This window comes from Acidianus ambivalens, from assembly GCF_009729015.1.
Lineage (GTDB): Archaea > Thermoproteota > Thermoprotei_A > Sulfolobales > Sulfolobaceae > Acidianus > Acidianus ambivalens.
Genome location: NZ_CP045482.1, coordinates 994,167 through 1,018,638 on the forward strand (window position 1 = coordinate 994,167; position 24,472 = coordinate 1,018,638).

The 24,472-nt window shown below is 32.8% G+C and carries 28 protein-coding genes; 14 read left to right on the forward strand and 14 right to left on the reverse strand.

Features of this window, described 5'->3' with window-relative positions; all coding sequences use genetic code 11:
• Positions 1–4 precede the first annotated feature (4 nt).
• The 4 genes from D1866_RS05865 to D1866_RS05880 are packed head-to-tail and all read right to left on the reverse strand — an operon-like array spanning position 5 to position 3,596.
• Positions 5–754: a serine protein kinase RIO gene (locus D1866_RS05865; RefSeq protein WP_152942070.1), complete on the reverse strand. Its 750-nt coding sequence runs from the start codon at positions 752–754 to the stop codon at positions 5–7.
• Positions 755–756: 2 nt separating this feature from the next.
• A complete protein-coding gene (locus tag D1866_RS05870; RefSeq protein WP_152942068.1) occupies positions 757–1,077 on the reverse strand; it encodes a translation initiation factor aIF-1A in 321 nt (106 codons plus the stop codon).
• 43 nt (positions 1,078–1,120) lie between these two features.
• Positions 1,121–2,308 (reverse strand): thiolase family protein, encoded by a 1,188-nt coding sequence (locus D1866_RS05875; protein WP_152942066.1) that lies wholly within the window; start codon positions 2,306–2,308, stop codon positions 1,121–1,123.
• Positions 2,309–2,342: 34 nt separating this feature from the next.
• Entirely contained in the window at positions 2,343–3,596 is a 1,254-nt protein-coding gene (locus D1866_RS05880) for a tRNA (N(6)-L-threonylcarbamoyladenosine(37)-C(2))-methylthiotransferase (protein ID WP_152942064.1), read from the reverse strand.
• A gap of 48 nt (positions 3,597–3,644) precedes the next feature.
• On the opposite strand from D1866_RS05880, the gene D1866_RS05885 reads away from it, so the two are divergent.
• From D1866_RS05885 to D1866_RS05915, 7 genes are read left to right on the forward strand one after another with little or no spacing between them, the layout of a single operon-like run.
• A complete protein-coding gene (locus tag D1866_RS05885) occupies positions 3,645–4,055 on the forward strand; it encodes a translation initiation factor IF-2 subunit beta (RefSeq protein WP_013776964.1) in 411 nt (136 codons plus the stop codon).
• A gap of 4 nt (positions 4,056–4,059) precedes the next feature.
• A complete protein-coding gene (locus D1866_RS05890; RefSeq protein ID WP_152942062.1) occupies positions 4,060–4,356 on the forward strand; it encodes a DUF424 domain-containing protein in 297 nt (98 codons plus the stop codon).
• Positions 4,357–4,362: 6 nt separating this feature from the next.
• Positions 4,363–5,067 carry a 60S ribosomal export protein NMD3 gene (locus D1866_RS05895; protein ID WP_152942060.1) on the forward strand — a complete coding sequence of 235 codons (705 nt, stop codon included), beginning with the start codon at positions 4,363–4,365 and terminating at the stop codon, positions 5,065–5,067.
• 8 nt (positions 5,068–5,075) lie between these two features.
• Positions 5,076–5,690: a ribonuclease HII gene (gene rnhB / locus D1866_RS05900; RefSeq protein WP_269199653.1), complete on the forward strand. Its 615-nt coding sequence runs from the start codon at positions 5,076–5,078 to the stop codon at positions 5,688–5,690.
• A gap of 4 nt (positions 5,691–5,694) precedes the next feature.
• Positions 5,695–6,759, forward strand: a complete 1,065-nt coding sequence (locus D1866_RS05905; RefSeq protein ID WP_152942056.1) for a TGS domain-containing protein — start codon at positions 5,695–5,697, stop codon at positions 6,757–6,759.
• A gap of 41 nt (positions 6,760–6,800) precedes the next feature.
• Positions 6,801–8,639: a type II secretion system F family protein gene (locus tag D1866_RS05910; protein WP_152942054.1), complete on the forward strand. Its 1,839-nt coding sequence runs from the start codon at positions 6,801–6,803 to the stop codon at positions 8,637–8,639.
• Positions 8,640–8,674: 35 nt separating this feature from the next.
• On the forward strand, positions 8,675–10,396 hold the full coding sequence (locus D1866_RS05915; RefSeq protein WP_152942052.1) for a type II/IV secretion system ATPase subunit: 1,722 nt from the start codon (positions 8,675–8,677) through the stop codon (positions 10,394–10,396).
• Here D1866_RS05915 and D1866_RS05920 read toward each other — a convergent pair.
• The 5 genes from D1866_RS05920 to D1866_RS05940 are packed head-to-tail and all read right to left on the reverse strand — an operon-like array spanning position 10,383 to position 14,787.
• Entirely contained in the window at positions 10,383–11,681 is a 1,299-nt protein-coding gene (locus tag D1866_RS05920; RefSeq protein ID WP_152942050.1) for a glycosyltransferase family 2 protein, read from the reverse strand. The two genes, D1866_RS05915 and D1866_RS05920, sit on opposite strands and share 14 nt — an antisense overlap.
• Positions 11,681–12,196 carry an inorganic diphosphatase gene (gene ppa, locus D1866_RS05925; protein WP_152942048.1) on the reverse strand — a complete coding sequence of 172 codons (516 nt, stop codon included), beginning with the start codon at positions 12,194–12,196 and terminating at the stop codon, positions 11,681–11,683. Before ppa ends, D1866_RS05920 begins: the two co-directional genes overlap by 1 nt.
• Before the next feature lie 15 nt (positions 12,197–12,211).
• Complete coding sequence (locus D1866_RS05930; RefSeq protein WP_152942046.1) at positions 12,212–12,754, reverse strand: HD domain-containing protein; 543 nt, start codon at positions 12,752–12,754, stop codon at positions 12,212–12,214.
• A gap of 1 nt (position 12,755) precedes the next feature.
• Entirely contained in the window at positions 12,756–14,099 is a 1,344-nt protein-coding gene (gene thiD, locus D1866_RS05935; protein WP_152942044.1) for a bifunctional hydroxymethylpyrimidine kinase/phosphomethylpyrimidine kinase, read from the reverse strand.
• Positions 14,092–14,787 (reverse strand): MoaD family protein, encoded by a 696-nt coding sequence (locus D1866_RS05940; RefSeq protein ID WP_155861090.1) that lies wholly within the window; start codon positions 14,785–14,787, stop codon positions 14,092–14,094. The genes thiD and D1866_RS05940 overlap by 8 nt, the downstream gene beginning before the upstream one ends.
• A gap of 39 nt (positions 14,788–14,826) precedes the next feature.
• On the opposite strand from D1866_RS05940, the gene D1866_RS05945 reads away from it, so the two are divergent.
• Entirely contained in the window at positions 14,827–15,306 is a 480-nt protein-coding gene (locus D1866_RS05945; RefSeq protein WP_152942040.1) for a hypothetical protein, read from the forward strand.
• Here the strand turns inward: D1866_RS05945 and D1866_RS05950 are convergent.
• Complete coding sequence (locus D1866_RS05950) at positions 15,293–17,563, reverse strand: FAD-binding protein (RefSeq protein ID WP_155861091.1); 2,271 nt, start codon at positions 17,561–17,563, stop codon at positions 15,293–15,295. The two genes, D1866_RS05945 and D1866_RS05950, sit on opposite strands and share 14 nt — an antisense overlap.
• A 50-nt stretch (positions 17,564–17,613) precedes the next feature.
• On the opposite strand from D1866_RS05950, the gene D1866_RS05955 reads away from it, so the two are divergent.
• Together D1866_RS05955 and D1866_RS05960 are read left to right on the forward strand one after the other, a co-directional pair.
• Positions 17,614–18,351 carry a GHMP family kinase ATP-binding protein gene (locus D1866_RS05955; RefSeq protein WP_152942970.1) on the forward strand — a complete coding sequence of 246 codons (738 nt, stop codon included), beginning with the start codon at positions 17,614–17,616 and terminating at the stop codon, positions 18,349–18,351.
• Positions 18,306–19,109 carry a 4-phosphopantoate--beta-alanine ligase gene (locus tag D1866_RS05960; protein WP_152942036.1) on the forward strand — a complete coding sequence of 268 codons (804 nt, stop codon included), beginning with the start codon at positions 18,306–18,308 and terminating at the stop codon, positions 19,107–19,109. The genes D1866_RS05955 and D1866_RS05960 overlap by 46 nt, the downstream gene beginning before the upstream one ends.
• Here D1866_RS05960 and D1866_RS05965 read toward each other — a convergent pair.
• The gene (locus D1866_RS05965) at positions 19,060–19,698 is read right to left on the reverse strand and encodes a hypothetical protein (protein ID WP_152942034.1); all 639 of its coding nucleotides are present in this window, start codon (positions 19,696–19,698) and stop codon (positions 19,060–19,062) included. The two genes, D1866_RS05960 and D1866_RS05965, sit on opposite strands and share 50 nt — an antisense overlap.
• A gap of 53 nt (positions 19,699–19,751) precedes the next feature.
• Here D1866_RS05965 and D1866_RS05970 point away from each other — a divergent pair, with 53 nt between their 5' ends.
• From D1866_RS05970 to D1866_RS05980, 3 genes are read left to right on the forward strand one after another with little or no spacing between them, the layout of a single operon-like run.
• Complete coding sequence (locus D1866_RS05970) at positions 19,752–20,483, forward strand: ABC transporter ATP-binding protein (RefSeq protein ID WP_152942032.1); 732 nt, start codon at positions 19,752–19,754, stop codon at positions 20,481–20,483.
• Positions 20,483–21,655 (forward strand): ABC transporter permease, encoded by a 1,173-nt coding sequence (locus D1866_RS05975; protein ID WP_152942030.1) that lies wholly within the window; start codon positions 20,483–20,485, stop codon positions 21,653–21,655. The genes D1866_RS05970 and D1866_RS05975 overlap by 1 nt, the downstream gene beginning before the upstream one ends.
• A gap of 32 nt (positions 21,656–21,687) precedes the next feature.
• Entirely contained in the window at positions 21,688–21,918 is a 231-nt protein-coding gene (locus tag D1866_RS05980; RefSeq protein WP_013776983.1) for an Lrp/AsnC ligand binding domain-containing protein, read from the forward strand.
• Positions 21,919–22,069: 151 nt separating this feature from the next.
• Here D1866_RS05980 and D1866_RS05985 read toward each other — a convergent pair whose 3' ends face one another.
• A complete protein-coding gene (locus tag D1866_RS05985; RefSeq protein ID WP_155861221.1) occupies positions 22,070–22,375 on the reverse strand; it encodes a hypothetical protein in 306 nt (101 codons plus the stop codon).
• Positions 22,376–22,519: 144 nt separating this feature from the next.
• Here D1866_RS05985 and D1866_RS05990 point away from each other — a divergent pair, with 144 nt between their 5' ends.
• A complete protein-coding gene (locus tag D1866_RS05990) occupies positions 22,520–22,696 on the forward strand; it encodes an aCcr1 family cell cycle regulator (protein ID WP_013776985.1) in 177 nt (58 codons plus the stop codon).
• Here D1866_RS05990 and D1866_RS05995 read toward each other — a convergent pair.
• Both D1866_RS05995 and D1866_RS06000 read right to left on the reverse strand, forming a co-directional pair.
• Entirely contained in the window at positions 22,686–23,306 is a 621-nt protein-coding gene (locus D1866_RS05995; RefSeq protein ID WP_152942028.1) for an MBL fold metallo-hydrolase, read from the reverse strand. The genes D1866_RS05990 and D1866_RS05995 overlap by 11 nt on opposite strands.
• Positions 23,307–23,320: 14 nt before the next feature.
• Positions 23,321–24,472, reverse strand: a complete 1,152-nt coding sequence (locus tag D1866_RS06000; protein WP_048054798.1) for an isopropylmalate synthase — start codon at positions 24,470–24,472, stop codon at positions 23,321–23,323.

Consider the following 24,472-nt stretch of genomic DNA (forward strand, 5'->3'; position numbering starts at 1 on the left):
CTATTCATTTAGTTATATTTAATCTCTTTAAAATATCTTCAGTTGAGTAAACTTCAATACCCTTAGAGGAGAAAAACTTGTTCACGTTCTCAATATCCCTAATTAGCAGATCAATGGCGTTTTCACTCTCTATGAAAATTGCTTGGCTTACATCAATTATGTAAACTTTGTCCCATACCATTATGTTATATTCGCTTAAATCTCCGTGCACTAGCTTTGCTTTATTAACCATGATTTCTAACTGAGAAATTACCTCATCATATAGGTCTTTAGTTATCTCGTCTTCTGAAAGCTCTTTTAAAAGAGGAGCCCTCTTACCGTTCTCTCCAATAAAATCCATAACTAGAATATTTTCTTTAACTAGAATTGGTTTAGGTACATTTACTCCTGATTCGTACATTATACTTAAATTCTTGAATTCCTTCCTAGCCCAAGTAATTATAAGCTTTCTTGTATTTGTAGCTTTTATATCTTCGAACCTTTTATCACCAAACGTATATTTCTGAATTGCTCTTTTTGAAGCCGAAGTAGAAACATAATAAATCTTTACTGCATAATATTTTCCATCGAACGTTTTTGCCGGGTATACTTTAGCCTCTTTTCCAGAGGAAATCGCTCCCAAATAATAATCAATATTTAACTTACTCGCTATTTCCTCTAATAGCACGTAAGTTCTAGGACTTAAAGTAGAATCAACTACTTTAAAAAGATCCTCATCTTTTCTTCTTTTTTCAACTTTTTTCTTTTCAAACAATTTTATCCTCTTAGCTGATCTAGTACTTCTTTATCAACTACCCCTTCATCAATTAACTTCTTTATCTCATCGTGCATATACTTGTGAATAATATCTGCTTTATCCGGTTGAAAATCCCAAGGTGCAACTAATACAACATCTCCTTCCTTTATCCAAGTTTTCTTTCTCATTCTACCCGGTATTCTTGCAGTTCTTTGCTTTCCATCTACACAAAGGACAACTATATGTTCAGCTCCGAGCATTTTCTTAACTACACAAATGACTTCTCCTTCTGCCGGTTTCATTACTTCTCTAACTGGTGCTTCTGGATCTTTTTTTGGCAACTATTTGACCACCTCTATACTATTTTCTATTGATCTTAAAAAATTATAGAGGTCTTAAAAGTTCAATAGCCATTGCAGTAGAACCTCCAGTACCATGACAAATACTTGCAATTCCTCTTTCTCCTTTCATTTTAGACAAAACGTTAATTAAAGTAGTTACAATTCTCGCTCCGCTAGCGCCAATTGGATGACCCAAAGCTATCGCTCCACCAAAAACATTAAGTCTATCGTAGGGAATTCCTAGATATCTATTTGCTAAAACGCTGTTAACTGCAAAAGCTTCATTATTCTCAAAATAATCAAATTTAGATATATCCATGTTTAATTTCTGCAAGAGCTTCTTAACTGCAAATATAGGAGCCTCTGTAAATCTCCAACTCTCAATTCCAGCCCAAGAAAAGCCTAAAACTCTTGCTAATGGATCGACGCCTAATTCTTTTACTGCCTTTTCGCTCATTAAAACAAGTGCAGAAGCGCCGTCAGATAATTGAGAAGAGTTGCCTGCTGTATGAAAACCGTCTTTACTAAAGGCTGGCTTTAGTTTCGACAATTTTTCTATTGAAGTATCGGCTCTTATGCCTTCATCTTTTGTTATCAACGTCCCATTAACTTCTACTGGGACTATTTCACTGGCAAACAAGCCTTTCTCTGTAGCTTCAGCTGCTCTCTTATGACTTTGATAAGCTACTTCATCTAACTCTTGCCTAGTAAAATTATGAGCTTTAGCTACCATATCAGCTTCTTCTCCCATTAGCTTCATATTAAATGGATCAGTTAAGCCATCCATTAACATTGTATCTACGAATTCCAACTGCTTGCCCATCAACATTTTTACACCCCATCTAACGTGAGATCTTACTGCTAACGCGGCTTGGCTCATGCTTTCCATTCCTCCTGCTACTACAATATCAGCATCTCCAGTCTTTATCAATTCGACTGCATTAGTTATGCTCATCATTCCAGAAGAACAAACCATATCAACAGAATATCCGTCAATCTCATATGGAATTCCAGCCTTAACTGCAGCTTGTCTTGCCAAGTCTTGACCAAAGGCAGCTCTTAATATATTACCCATAATTACTATATCAACTCTTTTAGGATCAACATTTGCCCTCTTTAATGCTTCTTTTATCGCTATAGCACCTAAATCTACTGGACTAATATCCTTAAATACTCCTCCAAATTTTCCTATTGGAGTCCTAACAGCTGAGGCAATATAAACTTCTGTCATAACATTATATCAGTATTAAAACAATTTAAATTTTTTAAACAACGGTACCTCTTAGGTCAAAGAACGAGTAATCAATTATCTCTACATCATACCATTTGCCTACTTCTACTCCATTTAAAATTACTGGTATATAATTGAGAGTTCTGCCAATTATTGACCCTTTCTTACCTTCTTCAGTAGTAATTACTTTTGTTCTCTTATTTAAATACTCTTTATGAATTGAGAGAGAGATATCCTCATATAACTTGTATGCAATTTTCATTCTCTCTTTCTTAATAGAGTCTGGAACTTGCTTCATTAATGCACTTCTAGTATTAGGCCTTATGGAATACATTGCTAGATGAACCCTTTCAAATTTTATTTCTTTCATAAGTTCTAAAGTGTTCTCAAATGCATTCTCATCTTCTCCTGGATGGCCTATAATTATATCTGTAGTAATGTTAATATTGGGTATTTTACTTCTAGCTTCCTTGACAAGTTCCTTATATTCATCCACTGTATATTTTCTATTCATTAACTTAAGCACATTATCATCTCCACTTTGAACTGGTAAATGTAAGAATTTAAACAGCTTAGGATTTCTCATAGCTTCAAGAATTCCATCGATATCCCTTGCAAATTGCTCTGGAGTCATCATGCCTATTCTTATCATGAAATCACCTTCAATGCTCAGAACCTCATTAAGTAAGTCTGAAAGCTTAATTTTGCCTCCAAAATCTAATCCGTAGGCTGCAGCATCTTGTCCAGTCAATTCTACTTCAACTGCACCATTTTTTACAGCTTCTTTAACTGCTTCAACTATACTTCTCATAGAATAACTTCTTAACGTTCTCCTAGCTAGTTTAGTAATGCAAAAACTACAATCTCCTGCACAACCGTCTGCTATTGGTATTATTGCTATTTTACCTTCAAAAACTCTTGGAGTTATCTCACTTCTCTCGGCGTTTATTGAAAATACTTTCTCTCCTTCAACCGCATCAATTATTTTTGTGAGAGCTTGAGGACCTATTATTGAAGCTTCTGGAGCTAACGTTTTTACTACTCCAGGCTCTGCGCCAGAAAAACAACCTGCTACTACGAGTTTTTTACCGAATTTCCTTAGTTCTTTTATTCTAGATTTCATTCTTTCCCCTGTTTCAAGCCTAACGTCACACGTATTTAGAACTATTACGTCGGCCTCGTTAGGATTATTAACTATTTCGTGGTTCCTCTGTTTTAGCAAAGTCATCATTATGTAAGTATCCCCTTTATTTAACGCACAACCGTAAGTTTCGAAGTATACCTTCATCTCAACACATATATAAACCTCTATTGCTTTTATAGTCTTTGTGGGAAAATGGAAGATTATGAATATCTCTTAGATAGAGTTTACTCTAAGTTACCTAAGAAATCTCAAGTAAGTGAAACACAGACATTACCTTCTCTTATAATTTTTAACGTTGGAAATGCTACAATTATAAAGAATTTTAGCGAATATTGCGATAGAATACGTAGAGAAGATAAACTTTGCATGAGGTATTTACTCAAAGAGTTGGCCGCAGCAGGTTCAATAAACGAATCTGGTCAATTGTATATTCAAGGAAAATTCTCCTCCTCAGTAATAAATACGTTAATGGAAAGGTTCTTAAAGACGTATGTTCAATGTAGCACTTGTAAGAGCTTAGATACTGTTCTAGTTAAAGAGGGTAAAATATGGTATATACAATGTTTAGCTTGTGGTGCAAAGAATCCAGTGAAACCGCTGTGAGACCATGAAAGTAATCCTAAACGTAATTAGGCAAAACGAGCATGTATTTGTTAATGTATGCGAAAAAGAATTACTTGGAAAAGAATTTAAGAATGATAAAGTCATACTTAATGTAAACAAGGAATTCTATGGAGGAGATGAAGTAGATATGGAATACGCTTTTTCATTATTTAATGAAGCAACTGTTGTTAGCATAGTAGGAAATTATTTAGTGGAAGAGGCAATAAGAAGGGGATATGTGCATAAGAATGCTATACTTGAAGTTGCAGGAGTAAAGTTCGCGCAAGTTTATAATTTGTGACCCAAAATGCCTAAAAAATTCTGCATAGTTTGCGGTAGGGAAGACGTTGAGCTTATAGATAGAATGTGCCCTTCCTGTTATATTAAAACTAAGAGATTAGTAGAATTTCCACCAGTAATCTTAGGTAAAATATGTAAAATATGTAATGCTGAATGGATAGACGGTAAATGGGTAAGATTGGCAGAAACTGAATACGACGCAGTAAGAGACGTAGTATTAAGATACTTAGCTAAGGAAATGATAATCGATAGAAATGTAAAAGATTATAGAATAGATATGATTAAAAAATGGAAAGAGAGAGGTGGAAGGAGCTTTGCCGAGATTGTAGTTGAAGGAAAAGTTGGCAATCAAGCATTTAGATTGAAGAAAAAAGTAGAGTTAAGGTTAACGTATTCCATTTGTAATGATTGTTTAAAAAGAAAATCTGGATATTATGAAGCAATTATCCAGCTCAGAGGAAGAAAAGAATTCTCCGAGGAGAAAAGAGCGTTATTTGAATCATTTTTTACAAACGAAACTGTGCATTCTATATCAGACGTTAAAATAAGTAAGGATGGAATAGATTATTATTTCATAAATAAGACTGCGGCAAAGAGACTAATTTCTACCATAACATCCATAGTTAACGCAGAAATTACAGAAAGCTATGAAAATGAAACAATTAAAAATGGTAAAAGGGAGGCAAAACTTGTCATTTCGGTAAGAATTTAAAGCTAGGTATAGACGAAGCAGGAAGAGGTTGCATAATAGGTCCCATGGTTATAGCAGGAGTTATAATAGACGAGAAAATTGAAGGAATGCTGAAAGAAGTTGGAGTTAAGGATAGTAAAATGTTAAGCAGGGAAAAGAGAGAGAAACTATTTGAGATAATATCAGAGTTTGCAGAAGCTTACATCGTAAATAAAGCGTACCCTAATGAAATAGACTCTAGTAACCTTAATGAGCTTACTTACACTAAAGTAATTCAAATAATCTATGCTTCATTACCATTACATCCTAAAATAGTAACCATAGATAAAGTAGGTAATGAAGATATCGTAATAATGAAGATTAGAGAACTTGGTCTAAAGGATAACGTAGTATTCAATGCTGATGTAAAATATATTGAAGCTAGCGCAGCAAGCATAATCGCTAAAGTAACTAGGGATAGGATAATAGACTCATTAAAAAAGATTTATGGCGATTTCGGTAGTGGATATCCTTCTGATCCTAAAACTAGGAAATGGATTATTGAGATTTACGAAAAAGATAAAAATAATCCTCCTCCCATAATAAGAAGAACGTGGAAAACTTTACTTAAGATAGCTCCAAATTATTATATTAGTAAGGGGTGACTTTATGGTTACTAATCTTCCTGCTGAAGCTAAGGCTAAATGGCTAAAAGTTATGGATGCTAAGACGCCAGAAGAGAAGATTAAGGCTATACAAGACTTTCTAAGCTCTGTTCCTAAGCACAAAGGTACAGAAAACTTAGTATATTGGGCTCGAAGAAGATTAGCGGAACTTAGAGAAGAATCTGAAAGACAGAGAAAGAAAAAGTCTGGTAGTTTTTCCTTTTTTGTAGAAAAAGAAGGAGCTGGACAAATTATCGTTCTAGGAAGAGAAGAATTAAAGAATCCATTAGTTAGGAAAATAACAAATGTAAAACAAGATCCAAAGGATTTTCCTATACCAGCCATGACGTATTATGAGGATGTAGGCATTCAGCTAGTTAATCCCCCTCCCGTAATCTTAGATTCAAAGCTTATTGTGAGTAAAATAATTGGATTAATAAGAAATACTGACGGTCTCTTGTTTGTAGTAGAAGACAAAAACGAATTCTTAAAATTTAAAGAATTCCTAGAAAGTAATAATATACTTCTAGGAAAACCTAAAGGAAAAGTAATAATTGAGAAATTAAGAAGCGGAAAAGAAGGAATAAGAATAATACTTCTAGGAAAACTTGTAAACACCGATGAGAACGAAATAAGGAAATATTTGCAAGACTTTGGTTTAAAGTCCGCAATAGTTAAAATAATAGGGGAGGTTAGTCTAGATGATGTGGAAAAATCAATATTTGAGACCGTAAGCTATAAACCTGCAGTAGTAGTCTCGTTAAACCCATTCGATTATCCTGGAATACCAGTAATAACTAAAATTGATAATCTTCCTAAGTATTTATTTGATAGTCTCGATATAATTAGAGTTTACACTAAGGAACCAGGGGAGGAACCTAGTAAAGATCCTCTTATTCTTAAGCGGGGTTCAACAGTATTAGATGTTGCTAAAAAGCTTCACTCATCCCTATATGAGAATTTTAAGTACGCAAGAATTTGGGGTAAATCTGCTAAGTTTCCAGGACAAAAGGTAGGGGAAGATCACGTTTTAGAAGATAAAGATATAGTAGAAATTCACACAAAATAGGAAATGTAAAGATTTAAATTCTGACATTTCAATTTATTAATATGGCAGTTAAGCTTAAAAAGAAGAATAAGGACGCAATTACATTGCCTAAACAATATCAACTACCTATTTATGCATCATTAGTAAAACTGGGGATAGTAAAATCTATGGCAAAATCTTATGAACAAAAATTACTAATGGCTGGAAGTAGTGAAGATCCGCAACTATTTGCAGCAAAAATTTTCTTTTATTTACTTTTATCTTCAGTGCTTTCTGTAGTTTTAATTGGATTTGGATTATTTGTAATTATAAAATTTTATTTAGTATTCAGATTAGCTAAATACTTAGCATTATCTTTTATGATGATAATTTTTGGTCTTATAATCCCTCCAGTTACTTATCTGGCTAATATAGCAACATTATCTCAAAAGATAGAATCAAGAAGAATAGGAGTTGATGCAGAGCTTTCTGCTTTTACATCCGTTTTCACAATATTTTTAAGATCTGGTTTAACTCCTAGGCTAATGTTCGATAGGCTTTCTTCTTCATCAGCGTTTCATTATATAAATGGTATAACTCTATATGTAAGCAAGAGAATTAGATATTTAGGAGAAAGCGTAGAAGATGCAATGTTGCACGCATCACAAATCTCTCCTTCTAAGCTTTTAAAGGATTTCTTCTTGGCATATGTAACTGCCGTAAGAACTGGAGCTCCAGTTATCAATACAATTGAGGCAAAAGCAAAAGACATTTTAGATCAACTACAATTAAGAGCCTCGCTAGCAGCGGATAGATTATCCGGTATTGCGGAATCATATGTAATTTGGTTATCTTCAGGATATATAATGTTCTTCCTAATGATGGTTCTAGAAGCTATTTTTCCAGTAGGAGGAACTTCGATGATACCAATACTAGGTGTACTAGCAGTTACTGTACTACCTTTAGTTAATATTATATTTATCTACGGTGTAGAACAAACTCAGTTAAGATTTCCAGAAAAGAAGCTGAATTATAATCTATTCTTTATATTTCTAGCAATAGGAATGATAGTAATGTTTGTATTGTTAGTTTTAGAAAAGCAAATATTTTACTTCCTTACACTATCTGGCGGAACAGATAATATTGCTCCAACAGTAATTGCAATGACCATAGGTTTATTAATAGCTTCCGTTCCTCCTGCAATAATTCTAACTAAGGAACTAAAAGAAGGTACTGGCTATGATCCTTATGTTGTAGGTTTCATGAGAGCCATAGCAGAAGGATTAAGAGCAGGTTTACCTCCAGAGACTATTATTAAGAATATCAAAGATTCAAAAGAAATGGGAAAATTTGGAAAAATTTTAAACGAAATTTACGCTTATATTACTTTAGGCTATCCATTAAAAGATGCATTTAGAAAAGGGGCAGAAAGAATAATGGATTTTACTTCTAAGATATCTTTAGTTTCACTGGCAGATATGATGGAGATTGGTAGCATGACTCCAGAAACTGTAGAAAGTATAGCAAGGCAAATAGAGTCGCAAATAAAAATTAAAAGAGATTATGAAAGTAAAGTGAAAATTTTACTAGTAACTCCATATATGGGAGTCATACTTTCTCTTATAGCTTCAGTACTTTTAGGATCAGCAATTCTTAGTCTCTTATTAGGACAAAAAATCAGTTATGCAGTAGGACCTCTTATTGAAGCGTCAGTCTTACTACCAAGAGCAATATACATAACAGCAATTTCTAGCATATTTAATTCTTTTATGGCGGGCTTATTGGTAGGAAAACTTGGATCTGGAAAAATAGCCACTGGTCTAATTCATTCTGCAATACTAGTCATGATTACTGCAGTAATGCTATTAGTTTTATTACATGTACACTTTGCTTTCTATAAACCTTCAACCCCCACTATATAAAAATTTAAATATGGAAAATACAATATGTTTTTTTAATGAAGTTTAGTTTTCCCAAATTAGTTTTTAAGAATAATCAGAATAAAATTACGGTTACAAAGAAAATAGACTTGCCTGCTCCTTTGATGCCTATTTCTGCTCAACCAGAGGAGTTAACGGAAATTATATCAGATTATGAAATTAATCTACTCAATATTATTCCTAATGACATAAAAAAGACAATAAATGATGCAAATATTGAACTTAGTATTGCTAATCCACATGTTTTTATAACATATGACCAAGAAAAAGGAATATATAAGTATGTGCTTTTAGAGCCTCCAATGGATTACCCAGCATTTGATATTTATACATTTTTAATTTCAGAAATAGAAAGAAGGCTAGTAGAAGAATCTTCTACTATCGATTTAGGTGGAATATTATTAGCTTCTGCGGCAAAAAGACCAGATCTAAAAATAATTCAAGGTGAGAGAGCCGGTTTAAAATTACTTAGTACTAGAGCTAAGGTTGCATTATATTACTTGCTTAGAAATATGTTCGGTTATAATGTTTTAACTCCACTCCTTGGAGATTTTAGAATAGAAGACATATCTTGTAGCGGATTAGATTTACCTGTTTTCGTTTATCATAGAGAATTTGAATATATTCCAACTAATATAACTTTCCAGGAAAAAATGAAAGTTCTGGATATGGAAGTTGATGGAAAAGAACTATTAGATGAAATGGTATTAAGACTCATTTCTCTATCGGGAAAAACCATTTCGATTGCTGATCCTATTTCAGACGGCATTTTACCTAAAGGAGATAGAATTGCCGCAACTTTTAGATCAGAAGTTAGCGCTAGAGGTTCCTCATTCGTAATAAGAAGATTTAGTGAGAGACCTATTACAATTCTTGATTTAATAAATTCTGGAGTTATTTCTCCAGATGTCGCAGCATATTTATGGTATGCAATAGACATGAGAATGTCATTCATGGTAATAGGGGTTACCGGTGCAGGAAAAACTACAGTAATGTCATCTATATTAAATCTAGCTAAAGACTCGATGAAAATTGTATCTATAGAAGATATACCAGAAATTAGACTAGCTCAAGATAACTGGGTACAATTATATGCAAGAGCCGCATACGGAGAGAGCGGAAAAGAAATCTCGTTAATGGACTTGTTAAAACTCTCTTTAAGATATAGGCCGGATATTATTGTTGTAGGAGAAATTAGAGGCGCGGAAGCTTACGTGTTATTTCAGGCTTTATCTACTGGACACGGAGGTGCAACAACATTTCACGCATACGACACAGACTCAGCAATAAAGAGGTTAATGAATGCTCCATTAAATATTCCGCAAGAATGGATACCAATGATGAATATAGTTATTAACGTTAGGAGGTTACCCGTTTATGTAGGAGATAAAATAATACTTAAGAGAAGAGTTGTTGGAGTTGACGAAATAGTAAGCTGGAATGACTTTAGGAGAGTAGTAAATTGGGATGCTAAATCAGATACTCATATTTTAGATATAGAAAATGCAAAGGTTATGAGAAGTAGATTAGAGGAGTCCGGAAGAACGCTACAAGAATTAAAAGAAGAACTAGAGAGAAGAGCTCTCTACTTAAAAATGCTAGCTTCTGCTAGGGACGTAGTTCAAGATCCAGAGAGCTACAAATTAGTAAAGAAATATATAATTAAATATAGCATAAGACCAGAAGAGGCATTAGCAGAAGTTAGTAGAATTTCGTCTGTTAAGCCTACTGTACAATAGCTATACTTAAGAATAGAGAAAATAGAATCAGAGACTCAAATATTAATCCTTTTAATAACTCTAAGAATGATATTATAAATAGTAAAATTCCAAAGATCTTAATAGATATAGGTAATTCATCTTTGCTTTTATTTGTTTTTGGGGTCACTCTCCATTTAGTTCCTATATGCAAAAAACCTTGTATAAATCCGATTAGTGAAGACCATAGAACTACTGACGAGATCTTATGCAGGTTATAAGAATTTACCTTAAAATTTATTGAATAAACTAGTATAGAAATGATATAAATTAATATAGAAATGATATAAAAGTAAGGTGAAATATTAACTATAAATCCTAAGACTGAGGTCAATACTAGGAAAAATATGAAGGCAGAATAAATACCCCACTGAATAACATATAAAAATCCCTCTAATCCTCTTAACCCTTTTCTCAATAGTAATAAACCTTCAAAAAATAATTCTCCAGAGCCATAGGCCCACCTCTTTATTTGAAAATAAAGATCAGATAAAGTAAATGGGGAAAGTGTATATATCACTATGTTGTTTATAAATTTCACTTTTACATTAGATAGCGCAAGTCTAATCCCCATTTCTAAGTCTTCAGTGATGGCTCCCTCTTTCCACTCTCCTATTCTTTCAAATATTCGTCTTTTTATAGCAAAGGCTGAACCATTAGGAAATATTATAAAGTTCTTTCTATCTCGTGCAAGAAATAGTGCATTCATGGAATGCTCTGTCATTTGATAATAAACATTTTCTACGCAATTTTCCTTATTCCTTACTCTTAATCTCATTGCTATTGCGTCAAATTGAGTTAAATATTTTGAAATCTTAATAAGAAAATCATTTTCGACTCTCGCTTCAGCGTCTAAAAATACTAAATATTCACCTGAACTAATTTTCACTCCATAATTCAACGCACCGGCTTTTCTTCCTTTATTCTCACTTCTTCTAACAATTTTTACATTTTCCGGTATTTTGCTTATATTAGATAATATTTCTCTAAACTTCTCTGGTGGATCATCTGATATTATTATAACTTCATAGTTATCATAATTTATATTTCGCAAATTTTGTATTAATTCGTTAATTGTGCCAGTATCTTCGTTCCTTATTGCTATAATAATTGAGATTTTATGATTATTTTGAGATTGAAGATCAATCCTATTTTCAATTTCTTCTCCCTTAATGGATTTAATATAATACACTTGTAGAACTAACCACGACGACGAAAGTAAACTTGAAAAAACAAGAAGAAATCCTAAAAAAATCGATACTTGCATTATTTATGATTCCTCTCTATTGCCTTCTTAATTTCCTCCTTAGCTTCTTGTGCAGTACCCCAACCCGAAATCTTAACCCATTTACCTGGTTCTAACTCTTTATAATGCTCAAAGAAGTGGACTAGTTTGTTTTTTATTGCATCCGGAATATCAGTAACATCTTTTATGTTAGAAAAAGTGGGATCTACTTTGTCCTTCGGAACAGCGATTATCTTTTTATCAACACCTTCTTCATCAGTCATATAAATTAAACCAACTGGCCTAGCTTCCACTACTGTTCCTGGGTTGAATGGATAATTGCTTATAACCAATATATCAAGTGGATCTCCGTCTTCACTCATTGTTCCAGGTATAAATCCGTAATTAAATGGATAGAACATTGAAGTGTATAATATTCTATCAACTTTTAATACTTCCTCTTCCTCATCATATTCATATTTTATATTAGAACCCATAGGTATTTCTATAAAAGCATTCACTAATTCTGGAGCTTTAGAACCTGGAGTTACTTTCATAAGTATGTTAAATACTCATTCTTTAAATGCTTTACTTCTTATAACATTCTCTATAAAATCCTTTATTAGCGAGATAGGATAGTCAGAAATCATTTTCTCTATTTCTGGTAGATAGCTTTCCGCTATTTCTTTAACTTCATAGCCTTGCTTCATATATCTTTCGCTCTGTAAGTAAGTTGACAGTCTATCGGAAATTTTGGCAATTTTTGACTCTATGGTTTTCTGCTCTTTAAATTCTACAAATAGTTCTTTACCAAATCCAAATTCATCAAAAGCTTCCTTTTCTGCATCTTTCTTATTTATTCTTTCAGTTGTCCATTTAGGCAAATCTCCTAATACACTCTCTCCAGCGTCATGAAATAAAGCCAATACTGCTGCATGATCAGGATTTACATTTATACCTTTTTCACCCAATTTTCTCGCTAAATAATATGCTATTACTGCTGCCTCAAAACTATGGTCAGCAACAGTTTCACCTATAGCTGGAGGAATTCCCTTTTGCATCCATCCCGTTCTTACAAGATTTTTCGATGCAACAATCATTCTTTCTAAATCCATGCTAAAGACTTTTGCATACTAACCTTAAAGATTCTATCATTTCGTCAGTGCTATTTGTCCAAAATCTTATCATAGCCTCTTTTCCTTTCATACCCTTATCGAAAATAACATTAGGCAGATTATTCTTTATTCCGTATTGCGTTTTTATATATTCTATTATCCATTGCATGGTTTTGCCTTCTCCATGCTGAGGTTCTAATTCTCTGTTTATCTCAATAATCTCGTACCCCAAGGATTTAAATGCAGACAAAATTTTCTCATCATATCTAATATTTATCAAAGTATTTCCAATTCTGTAATTGAGTATTATAGCTAATAAAAGTCTTGCAGTATGAGTTGGATTACCGAAAACTGCAGGATATCCTACTATGACTTTTCTATCCCATCGTCTAATTATTCTCCCTCTAAATGTGGCTATATCGTTTAAATCTTCTACATATTGAGGAGAAATACTATGTGCAACATTAGATTGAACTTCTGGTATTAGTTTCCAGAATTTTTCTTCGTTTTCTATAAAATCACCAATTTTCGTCATATCTTCAATAACTTGATATTTCTGCGATTTTTTCTCGTTATATACTAGCGGATCAATAGGACCTATACCATGTCCTATTTCTAGACCATAATCAATTGCATTTTGCAAAATCTTTCTGGCTTCTCTAAAAGCATTAATTACTTCTTCTCCTTTAGCAATTTTACCAGCTATTACAGATGCGAAAACGCTCCCTGTTCCATGAGTGTCCTTCTTATCTAACCTAGGATAGCCTATCTCATAAAATTCTTTACCATCAAATAATATATCAAAACTATATTCGCCTCTCATATGACCTCCTTTTACTATTACAAAAGGAACTCCGTATTCTTCGTAAAGTTTTTTTATAGCTTCTTCGGCGTCCTTTATTGTATCTATTTTAATTCCAGAAAGTATAGATGCCTCTACTGCATTAGGAGTTATAATTGTTGATATTTTCAAAATCAATTTCTTATACTCATCAACGTCGTTAATTAGTTGAGTTCCGTCCTTTGCATAAATTACTGGATCGGTAATAATTTTATACCCAGATAATTCTTCATTTACCACCTTAAATTGATCCTTATTATAAATCATTCCTATTTTTACCGACTTGATATCAAAATCGCTCTTAACAACTTTTATTTGCTTTCTTAAGAAATCAGGTTTCACAACTTCTATGTCCGAAATTCCTTTTGTATTCTGTGCAGTGATCGCAGTTACTGCCATAACTCCATGAACTCCGAGCATTTCAAATACTTTTATATCAGTTTCTGCTCCAGCACCGTTTCCAGTATCTATTCCTGCTACCGTTAATGCTACATTTTTAATCATTTATTCTCTTCACCCTAGTAGTTCCAGCAACTACCCAAAATTCTCCATCGTCCCTTATCTCTAATTTCCAAATTCCAGTAGTATTTTTTACGAGTTCTACTGCTTCTTCTACCGCTTTTATGGAGTCTTTTCTACCACGTCCCATGCACATAATTAATAGAACATCGTCTCCAGGCTTCATATTTGATATAACATGAATAATCTTAATTTTTACCAAGTCATGATATTTTTTCATAAGTTCATCTTCGATCTCCTTTAATCGTCTAATTGTGTAATCTTCGTACGCTTCGTATCTTAATTCATAAACTCTATGACCATCAACTATACCTTTAACAAAACCCAGATATACTACTAGCGAACCTGCTTCAGGAGGAGCGTTTTCCCTAAACTTCCTAATTTCTTCTAATAGATCAAATTTGCTTTTAACTAACTCTCCGCCTGCAGGCGGGGGAAATATTGCTACTTCGTCTCCATCCGCAACTGTATGTGAGATTTTTCCATTAACTAAAATTGTGACTTTAACACCATTTATTCCATTCTTTAGTATTTCTTCCATTTTTCTACCATATTTCTCAGATAAAAATTTTATAATACAATCTACCGTATTACAATTAAGATCTAAAGTTTCCTCATCTTTACCTGTTATATCTTTAATAAACGCAAAGTACTTTACTTTTATCATTTTTATTTACCTCTCTAACATTCATATTTCTCCTAAAAATTATAAATGTCATTAAGAGAACTTCAAGAGGATAAATGGCCAGGAAAGTTCGAAATAACAGACGACGATATTAAAGAAGTTGAGGATTTTATGCTTAAAATAATAAATGGCGATTCGTATTATGAGGATCATAAGAACAATAATGAAAACTTACATACGTTAACTTATAATGTAAATGAGCAATTTAAGAAATCATTAACTGATGAAATCCTAGATAAAGGATACGTAATAATGAATAATCAAAATATTTCAATCAATGCACACCCTAATTTAGTAAAGATACCTTTTGATGACGAGAGGTCTATAGTAACATTTAAGGATACAATTGAGCTACTATTATCATTATTTTCTATATATAAGGAAGAAAATATAGAAGATAAAATTCCAAAAAGACTATTACCTCTATTTATACTTCTTAAAAGATCAGGGTTAATATATTTTGACTGGAAAGACAAAAAATATAAGCTAACTACTAACTATAGATGACTTCTTGTATGATATCTTCTAATACTCTGTCTATAATTACTTTCTTTATTGCTTCTTCTAATGCCTTCTTGTAGTCGTCTGATTCTATAATTTTTCTTGCTTCATACTCCAGTCTAGGAGAATTAGAAATCCTTACTACTAAATCATTAACAAGTTCAGTAAAATTATGGGAATTAATTATATCTACAACTTTCCTTATTTTATCCTCCACTAGTAATTTATTTTCAGATAAAGTTTTCAAAGAATTTACAAGTTCTTTATTTTCTGACAGTGATGAGGCTAAAAGAGAGTAAAACCTCTTTCTAATTATAGGTATTATTAGAAGTATAAAGTAATTCTTACCTCCCATAATCCAGTTTATCGTCTTATCAGCAATATCGTCAACTGACGCTAAAACACTATTCTTCAAAGACGAAATTACATAATCAGTAAATAATTTATCAGAAAATTCTAAGATAACCTTATCCTCTGCCTTTAAATTCTTCCCTTTGTTAAATAGAGAATATACAGACTGAGTGGAAAATTTCCAAGTTGAGAATGGACAAATTGTTATTATATTCTTTTTAAATAAAGGTAGCTGAGCACCCTTATATGACGTGAATAATAAGCCAGCACATTCATGTTCTTCACCTTCAAAACCTAGTTTCTTTGCCCAACAACCTAAGTACACCTTATCTTTAACGTAAGGCTTAATAACCTCATATGCCAAAATTCCTTTGTCACCAGATAAAGAATTATAAACATACAAACCTTCCGGACAAAGAAAATACACCTTTTGTGCACCTAGCTTATTTTTTATGTCAACAATTTTAGAAACGTCACTCTTAGCTCCATCTATATCACCTATTATATATTTGTCAAAACCACAGCATTCATTATCAAGAAGCTTTACTCTAGGAGAGAAACCTTTCAATTCCTCTCCTTTCTCTAAAAGAAAATTCATAAAGCCTTCTACACCTAAAGGATCGTATTTTGCTGCACAGCCTACAAACAATAAGTATACTGGATAACTCTTATATTTAGAATCTAGTAGTGCTTCTAGCTCCTTTAATCTACTCGGTACTGTATCTATAGGTATAGAAATCTTATCTTTATATTTGTTTAACTGAGGTAAAACCTCAGTTAGTTCGGAAATCTTAATTCCTACAGGACAATAATCATCGTCATTTTTGCATCCAAAGCAATATTCAAAATTCATAACTCCTGTTAATAGTCTATTTATTTTCCCTACCGGTGAGTAAATAATATTTTTAGTTACATTGTATGCTAGGCATTTATCAAGACATAACCCACAATTAATGCATTGTACAGCATCCAAATATTGCGACTTGATTTTTTCCAAGTTTTTTGGAACTTTTATCTCTTTTTTATATCTTGATAAGATAAACTTATGAATCTCCTTATATTCTTGTAATGAAGGAAAAGGATATACAGAAGGGTTCTTCTTCAAAAAATCAAATAATTTATCTAAATTATCTCTCTTTATATTGCCACATATTACATAAAATTTAGAAGGGGAATTATAATTAATTATATACCCTAGCTTGCTTTCAATAGGAGATTGGATCAATACAGAATATTCGGAGGCCCTTAAGCAGACAGGAATATAGTCTCTTTTTAAGATAGATCTAATACTGTTATATATATCGTTAATTAGCTTTTCTAAAGATACTACTTTACCTTTCCCCACAAGAGAAGAATAAAAAGATGGAACATAATACTTAACAATATTTTCTGTGGGAAAAATTACAGCTGACCAGGCAAAAGGACTTTCTTGATCTAATTCTATTAACTCAGAATAATTAACTAACCCAACTATTGCTGTATCCTTATCTTTTAGTTCATAAACTGGAATTTTATACTTTACAAAACCATATTTATAACTTCCAAATCCAGACCCATTAGTAGATATAAATCCGCCAATAGTCCCTTTCAAATAAAGGGGAAATATCGCTGGAAATAAATTTTCTGACTTCAATTTTTCTATTAGTTCTTCAAAGGTGAGCCCAGCAGGAACTTCTGCATACGTCATCCCATATTTTTTTCCTATTATTTTATAATAAGATCCGTCGGGCAATTTAGTTGCAGCCTTTATTGGTTTGGGATTCAAGTAGCTCAAAATCTCCCCAGACATTGAAGTCAAATTACCAACTACAACTTCCTTTTCATCCACGGTCATAAATTTTTTCAATGATGAGATATCAAATGTAATAATTGCTCGGCTAAATATTGATGAATCTAATAGCAATTTTACCACCTATACTTAATAATCAAAGATATATATTACTTATTCCAAAAAAGTTCAACATGCTAGAAGTTATGGTTCCATTAAGTATTTCTGGAGTATGGTATCCAGTTTTTTCAAATAACCTAGAGAAATCTGGATCTATAGGCTTAACCATGGTACTCGAACCATATTCCAGGGTAGAAATAAAGAGAGGGGATGCAGAAATTATACTTAATGGAAAAAAGATTGACTTCCCAAACTTAGATTTTCTTAAGAATAATCTAGGAAATTTACATTTAGAAATCAAATCTGATGTTCCTTTAGGCTTTGGATATGGATTAAGCGGAAGCATAAGTCTAGCCTATGCTTTAGGAGCTTCAGAAATTTTTGGCATTATAGAAAGAGAAGCGATAAAAATAGCTCATGAAAGCGAAGTAATAAGCAAAAACGGTCTAGGAGATGTAATTTCACAATATATTGGAGGAGGTTTAGTTTACAGAAAAACTCCTGGTATTTATGGTGAAGTTGAAACAATAAAAATAGATTGGAGACCGGTGTGTAGCAAACCTCTAGAAAAATTACCTACTATCTCATTACTTAAAAATTCAGAAAGTGCACTATTTTATATTCAAGATTTCCTTAAGGAGAGAACAATAGACAAGTTCTTTGAAGTAGCAAGGAAATTTACTGAAGAATTAGGGTTTTACTCTCCATATAAAAAATCATTTAGAAAGAAAGGTATAATAGTTAGGCTTGACGAATGTGAAGAAGGATGGACAATACACAAGCCGGCAATGAAAGGAGCATACGTAATTTAATACCCCTTAATCATCCGAGAAGAGACTCTCTTCTAATTAGAGAAAAGTTGGTAGAAGCACTTGAAAATAACATACTTGTACCTCAAGGATTGATCGCTCATGGAAGAGGAGAATGCTTCGATTACCTAATAGGAGAGAAAACACAGGATTTTGCTGAAAACGCAATAAATGCTGCAGCTGCTACTCTTTTACTAGCTAAATATCCAGTTATTTCAGTTAATGGAAATATGGCGGCTCTTGTAGCTAAGGATATTGTAGAACTGTCAAATGAGGTAAATTGTAAAATTGAAATAAATTTGTTTTACAGAGATGAAAAAAGAGTAAAGGCGATAAAGAAAGCTCTAGAGGATGCAGGGGCTAAAGAAGTATTAGGCGATGACGATTTAACAACCATTCCAGAGCTTTTTAGTGAAAGAAGAAAAGTAAGCAAGAAAGGGATTTATATAGCGGACGTAGTCCTCTTGGGTTTAGAAGATGGAGATAGAACTGAAGCACTAGTAAGATTGAATAAGAAGGTTATAGCAATAGATCTCAATCCTTTATCAAGAACTTCAATGACTGCTTCCATTACTATTGTTGATAATATTACTAGAGCTCTTCCACTCTTAGTAAAGAAAGTAAAGGAACTTAGGTCTAAAGATAGGATAGAATTAGAAGAGATTGTTAAGAATTTCGATAATAAAAGGAACTTAGCGGAAGCAATTAAATTCATTTCAAGAAGGCTTGAGGCTCTTTCTGAGGATCTAATAGGTCATTAGCTTTATTTTGTGCATAGTTTTTACCAATTTTCATTGACACTTTAGTAGCTAAAGTTAATATACTCTTAACCTTTTCTGCAATATCATAAGTTTCCTCGTACATTGAAGCTTTCCTATACACCTCCATAACATAATTTAGTTCCTCAAAAGCAATTTTTTTAAATAATGCCCTATCAACTTCAGATAAAACTGGTTTATTAAGCATAAATCTTAATTTTCTTTCTAACTCCGTCAAATTTAAGCTATTTGCTTGAATTTTAATTAACTGAATCTCTGGGTCTTCTATTTCGTCACCTATTGCTTCTTTCACTTCCTCAATGTTAATAAACCTCCACCAATGCTGGTTTGCCGATTTATAGGTTGTTTCGATTATGCCATAATCTCTTTCTAAAGCTCGTAATATCATTTTAGGATCTTTATCTAATCCTGTCTCTTGCAACTTCTCTACAAGAGTTTTATAATCAAAATCACCAAGCTCTTTTTTATCATTACTTTCAGCAATAGATATAGCAGCCTTAAGAATGAGCTTACATCTATCTCCGAACCTCAATAAAGCTTCAGTAGTTCTGTCTCTTACTCCTCCAATCATTCATTGATATTCGGTAAAGAAATATATTATCAGTTTAGAAGAATGTAAACAGTATGACAATGGAAGAAATAGCAGTGAGTGTTACTAACCTTAGGAAGACTTTTGGCAATAAAGAAATTCTTAAAGGATTAACGTTCAAAGTGCCTAAAAATATTATATTTGGAATAATTGGACCAAACGGCGCGGGAAAAACTACAACATTAAGAGTACTAGCAGGTATAATAAGGCATTACCAAGGAGAGGTTAATATACTAGGATTGCCTCCATCAAAAGCTAGAGAAAAAGGTTACATTTCATATATGCCAGAAGATGCATTTCCTTATGATAGATTAACAGGCTTAGAGAATCTAGAATTTTATGCTAAGATTTATGCCAAAAATAAAGATGAATTTGAAGAATTTCTAGAAAAAGGAATAAAAATTGCTGATTTAGGAGATAGAATTTACGATAAAACTCAAGAGTATAGTCGAGGAATGAAAAGGAGATTAATGATTGCCAGAACATTAATGGTCATGCCAAAAGTGGCTATTTTAGATGAACCAACTTCGGCCTTAGACGTAGAATCATCAGTAAAGATTAGAAAATTAATAAGAGAAATGAAAGGGGAAACAACTATAATACTTTCATCACATAATATGCTAGAAGTAGAATACCTTTGTGACGAGATAGTATTACTTAACCATGGAGAAATAATAGCCAGTGGAACTCCAAAGGAGATTGTAAATAAACTTGGAGTAAAAAATCTAGAGGAAGCTTTCCTTGTGGCAACGGGTGGTAAAATTTGATGAAAGATTTAATAAAAAAGGAATGGACTGATGTAAAGAGAGATAGAAAACTTCTACTTGGCTCTATATTATTACCCTTAATATTATTACCCTTAATTGGAGTAATCCTATTTGCAGCAATAGTTTCTCAACCGCCTATTGTGGATATTATAAACGAGAATTACGATAATATAAAATATGTAAAGGAACTATGTAGTTATATCCAAGGTAATGGTGGAATAGTCTACATAAATTCTACGCAACCTGCAGATGTCGAAGTTATATTTCCATCCTGCTTTTATGAAAATATATCAGACATAAATAGAACAGCCATAGTTTATATATCGTACGTAATATCTTCGAGGTCATCTGCCTTACAACTTGTTGAGAATGGATTATATAATATTCTATATAATACTTCAATTCAGAGAATAAAGTACCTAGAGAATATGTCTCATATCGAAGTATCTCCTTCAATAATTAGAGATCCTTTAGAAGTTGCACTACTTTATAAATTACCTACTGGCGAGCAGGCATCTTACCAACAAAGTCAATTCTCTCAACTAGCAAGAATAGTTGCAATTATTTTATTCCCTGCTGCTACACCGGTAATATTCTTTGTTAGCGATAGTATTATGGGTGAAAAAGAGAGAAAAACTCTAGAGTCTCTTCTTGCAGCACCCATTTCTTCTAGAGCCTTTATTTTCTCAAAACTAATAATCTCAATAATATTAGGCTTAATATCGTCTATAGGAGATTTAATAGGTTTAGTTGTATTCTCTCTGTTTGCTCCCTATATAATAGAGGAAAGTATAACTTTTAGTGCAACTTTTGCTATCCTAGTGATAATAGTCTATCTTGCTATGATATTGCTTACAGCCTCAATGAGTATCATAGTGCTTTTATTACTAGGCGGGTCGAGTAGGAACGTCCAAATTGTAAACTTTATAATAACTAGCTTTGGAATGATAGCTTCGTTCTCTTCATTATTCTTAAACTTTGGAGACTTATCTTATCCTTTATCATTAATTCTTGGAATTCCTTACGTTCAATTAGTTGCATCGATAATGTTCTATGTATTTGGTTTGATAGAAGAATCCATATTCTCTATATCAATAACACTACTAGCCTCAATATTCTTATTATTACTAGCATCCAGATTTCTTGACTCTGAAAGGCTATTATTAAAATAAGATTTTTTATTATCGCTTACTAAATATATATTATGGGAAATGTAAAAGCATATATTTTATTAATAACAAGTATAGGAAAAGAATTGGATGTAGTAAATGACGTTAAAAAATTAAATGGAGTAAAAGATGCTACGCCAGTATATGGAGAATATGATGTTGTAGTAGAAGTAGAAGCACCGGATTTGAATGAATTAAATAAGACAATTAATCAAATACGAAGAAATTCTTCCATAATTAGAACAGTAACGTTAATTTCAATGTAATTTTCAGTTTTTTAGTTTTTCCTCATTCTTCAGTTCGTCCCTGCTACATCACAAAATAAGCATAAGGGGACCCATCCATGTTCATAAGTCCCCGGTACACGAGGACATTATCCCATGGACCCTTCTCAATATATTAAATGTAAGATAAGCTTTAATTATTTTCCTCTCTCTCCTTAAGTTCAACTTCCTCTTCTCCAATATCTTCGTCTTCTATGTTCTTTAATTTTCTCACAAGTTCTCCAACTATTGCATCAAGCTGAGCCACTTTAGCCTCAAGAAATGCTATATTTTCCTCACACTCAGTGTTTTTCTCCACATTTTCTCCTTCCTCCTCTTTTTCCATACCCTGTCTAATGTAGAACTTTACTAAGTCAGTTATCTGTATTCCCATATCTTCAGCTTTCTTTCTAAGCTCTTCGTACATTCCTTCCGGAATCGATAAGTGTATAGTTGGCACTGTACTTTTCACTCAATAAAAATATATGGCAAACTTATATATTAATCTTCCTCATGAAATAGTCCTCTTGAAATATTAAGAGAGTCTTATCGCTCCAGAAAATACTTAAACCATAGTACTAAGAAGATATATATTGGATATACGATGAGAGTTGTAACATTTAAGGCAGAAGAAGATTTGTTAGAACTACTAGACAGATATGCTATAAAATATGGGTTAAATAGAAGTGAAGCAATAAGAAAAGCAATAGAAAATCTAGTTAAAGACGAGGTAAATAAAGAGACAGTTCCTGTGGCCAGAGTAGAGAAGATTAGGCTGTAAGAAGATAAATTGCTTCTTTATCTTCTATTTTCTCAATACCTTTTTTACCTTCTATCACTTTCCATCCTAATTCCTTTATGAAATTATCTACAGGATCCAAGGGCATTAAATGACCCCTAACCCAATAATGCATTGGAATCACTACTTGTGGCTTAAGATCCTTTACTAAAGATACTGCTTCTTTATAATCAATAGTTATTAAACCGCCTACTGGTATCATTAAAACTGTAGGAGATGAAATCTCCTTAATAAGATCTTCTTTAAGAGGATATTCACCTAAATCACCTAGGTGTACAATTACATTGCCCTCAGAATCTTCTATTCTATAAATTGCAGTCTCTCCTCTTCTCCTTCCTTTTTCTTTATCATGATAAGCCTTATACCCGGTTATCTTATAATTCTGATAATTTATATAACCATAATATTTCATTTTCATGTCATTATAGGATAATATCTCGTAAGCATTATGATCATAATGATCGTGTGTAATTAAAACTAGATCAACTTTATCAATATTGGGTTTAGGTAAGCCTATACTGCCTCCATCATGAGGATCTATGACAATTTTTCTATCAATGAGAAACATTGAATGACCAAAATATTCAATCATAAAAAGAAATTATTTTACGAGTTCAAAAGCTTAATTGCTATATTCCTTGCATCTTCTGCACTTATCTTCTCTCCAGATTCGGCCTTCTTTTTAATCTCCATCAAAACTATTCTTAATTTATTATCATCTAGGTGAATTCCTTGATCCTCTAATATTTTCTTTAATCCGTGAATTCCGCTATGTTTTCCTAATGCTAATCTTCTAAAATTACCAACTTCTTCTGGAGATATAGGTTCATAAGTTGCGGGATTTTCTATAACTCCATGCACATGAATTCCTGCTTCATGACCAAATGCGTTTTCACCCACTATAGCTTTAAAGTAGGGTATAGGAATTCCACTTAATTCTGAGACTAGTTTGCTAGTTTCGTATAATAGCCAAGTTTTTATATTCAAATCATAATGCATTAACTTCTTTAATGCCATAACTACTTCTTCTAATGACGCATTTCCTGCCCTTTCGCCTATACCATTCACAGTAACATGCACTTGCCTTGCCCCGGCTGCCACACCGGCTATAGAGTTTGCTGTAGCAAGGCCAAAATCGTTATGGCAATGAACACTAACAATCTTATCTCCAGCTACGTTAACAACTTTTTTAATTAAATCATAGAAAGTGAAAGGCGTCATTACGCCTACTGTGTCTGGAATATTTATTCTGTCGGCTCCTGCTTGTATGGCAGTTTTTATTGCAGTTAGCAAGAAATCCTCTTCAGACCTGGTAGCGTCTTCTGGACTAAATTCTACAATTAGGCCATGAGATTTTGCATAGCTTACACTTTCATAAATTCTATCTAAAACTTCTTCTCTTGTCATCTTTAATTTATACTTCATATGTATCTCTGAAGTAGCTATGAATACATGAATACTAGAGAGTCCTGCTTCTATTACCTTATCTATATCATTTTTATTTGCTCTAGCTAGACCAATAACTTCAGTTTTATCTCCTACTTCTTCCAAGATTTTCTTAGTTGCAATAAAATCTCCTTCAGAAGAAGCAGGAAATCCAGCTTCTATTACATCTACACCCAGTTTGACTAATTGATTTGCTATTCTTACCTTTTGTTCAACAGTAAAATCTATTCCTGGAGCCTGTTCACCATCTCTTAACGTGGTATCCAGTATCCTTACCTTATTCGAGAATACGCATCCCTTGCACCATTCTAT

What these genes read in the sequence shown, in the direction of transcription:
- D1866_RS05930 (WP_152942046.1), bottom strand. Translation starts at nt 12,754, where the DNA reads ATGGATTTAGAAAGAATGATTGTTGCATCGAAAAATCTTGTAAGAACG.
- D1866_RS05990 (WP_013776985.1), top strand. Translation starts at nt 22,520, where the DNA reads ATGAGAGTTGTAACATTTAAGGCAGAAGAAGATTTGTTAGAACTACTA.
- D1866_RS05895 (WP_152942060.1), top strand. Translation starts at nt 4,363, where the DNA reads ATGCCTAAAAAATTCTGCATAGTTTGCGGTAGGGAAGACGTTGAGCTT.
- D1866_RS05970 (WP_152942032.1), top strand. Translation starts at nt 19,752, where the DNA reads ATGACAATGGAAGAAATAGCAGTGAGTGTTACTAACCTTAGGAAGACT.
- D1866_RS05975 (WP_152942030.1), top strand. Translation starts at nt 20,483, where the DNA reads ATGAAAGATTTAATAAAAAAGGAATGGACTGATGTAAAGAGAGATAGA.
- D1866_RS05910 (WP_152942054.1), top strand. Translation starts at nt 6,801, where the DNA reads ATGGCAGTTAAGCTTAAAAAGAAGAATAAGGACGCAATTACATTGCCT.
- D1866_RS05880 (WP_152942064.1), bottom strand. Translation starts at nt 3,596, where the DNA reads ATGAAGGTATACTTCGAAACTTACGGTTGTGCGTTAAATAAAGGGGAT.
- D1866_RS05955 (WP_152942970.1), top strand. Translation starts at nt 17,614, where the DNA reads ATGCTAGAAGTTATGGTTCCATTAAGTATTTCTGGAGTATGGTATCCA.
- ppa (WP_152942048.1), bottom strand. Translation starts at nt 12,196, where the DNA reads ATGAAAGTAACTCCAGGTTCTAAAGCTCCAGAATTAGTGAATGCTTTT.
- D1866_RS05885 (WP_013776964.1), top strand. Translation starts at nt 3,645, where the DNA reads ATGGAAGATTATGAATATCTCTTAGATAGAGTTTACTCTAAGTTACCT.
- D1866_RS05915 (WP_152942052.1), top strand. Translation starts at nt 8,675, where the DNA reads ATGAAGTTTAGTTTTCCCAAATTAGTTTTTAAGAATAATCAGAATAAA.
- D1866_RS05905 (WP_152942056.1), top strand. Translation starts at nt 5,695, where the DNA reads ATGGTTACTAATCTTCCTGCTGAAGCTAAGGCTAAATGGCTAAAAGTT.
- D1866_RS05920 (WP_152942050.1), bottom strand. Translation starts at nt 11,681, where the DNA reads ATGCAAGTATCGATTTTTTTAGGATTTCTTCTTGTTTTTTCAAGTTTA.
- D1866_RS05995 (WP_152942028.1), bottom strand. Translation starts at nt 23,306, where the DNA reads ATGATTGAATATTTTGGTCATTCAATGTTTCTCATTGATAGAAAAATT.
- D1866_RS05945 (WP_152942040.1), top strand. Translation starts at nt 14,827, where the DNA reads ATGTCATTAAGAGAACTTCAAGAGGATAAATGGCCAGGAAAGTTCGAA.
- D1866_RS05965 (WP_152942034.1), bottom strand. Translation starts at nt 19,698, where the DNA reads ATGATTGGAGGAGTAAGAGACAGAACTACTGAAGCTTTATTGAGGTTC.
- D1866_RS05890 (WP_152942062.1), top strand. Translation starts at nt 4,060, where the DNA reads ATGAAAGTAATCCTAAACGTAATTAGGCAAAACGAGCATGTATTTGTT.
- D1866_RS05980 (WP_013776983.1), top strand. Translation starts at nt 21,688, where the DNA reads ATGGGAAATGTAAAAGCATATATTTTATTAATAACAAGTATAGGAAAA.
- D1866_RS05960 (WP_152942036.1), top strand. Translation starts at nt 18,306, where the DNA reads ATGGACAATACACAAGCCGGCAATGAAAGGAGCATACGTAATTTAATA.
- thiD (WP_152942044.1), bottom strand. Translation starts at nt 14,099, where the DNA reads ATGATTAAAAATGTAGCATTAACGGTAGCAGGAATAGATACTGGAAAC.
- D1866_RS05875 (WP_152942066.1), bottom strand. Translation starts at nt 2,308, where the DNA reads ATGACAGAAGTTTATATTGCCTCAGCTGTTAGGACTCCAATAGGAAAA.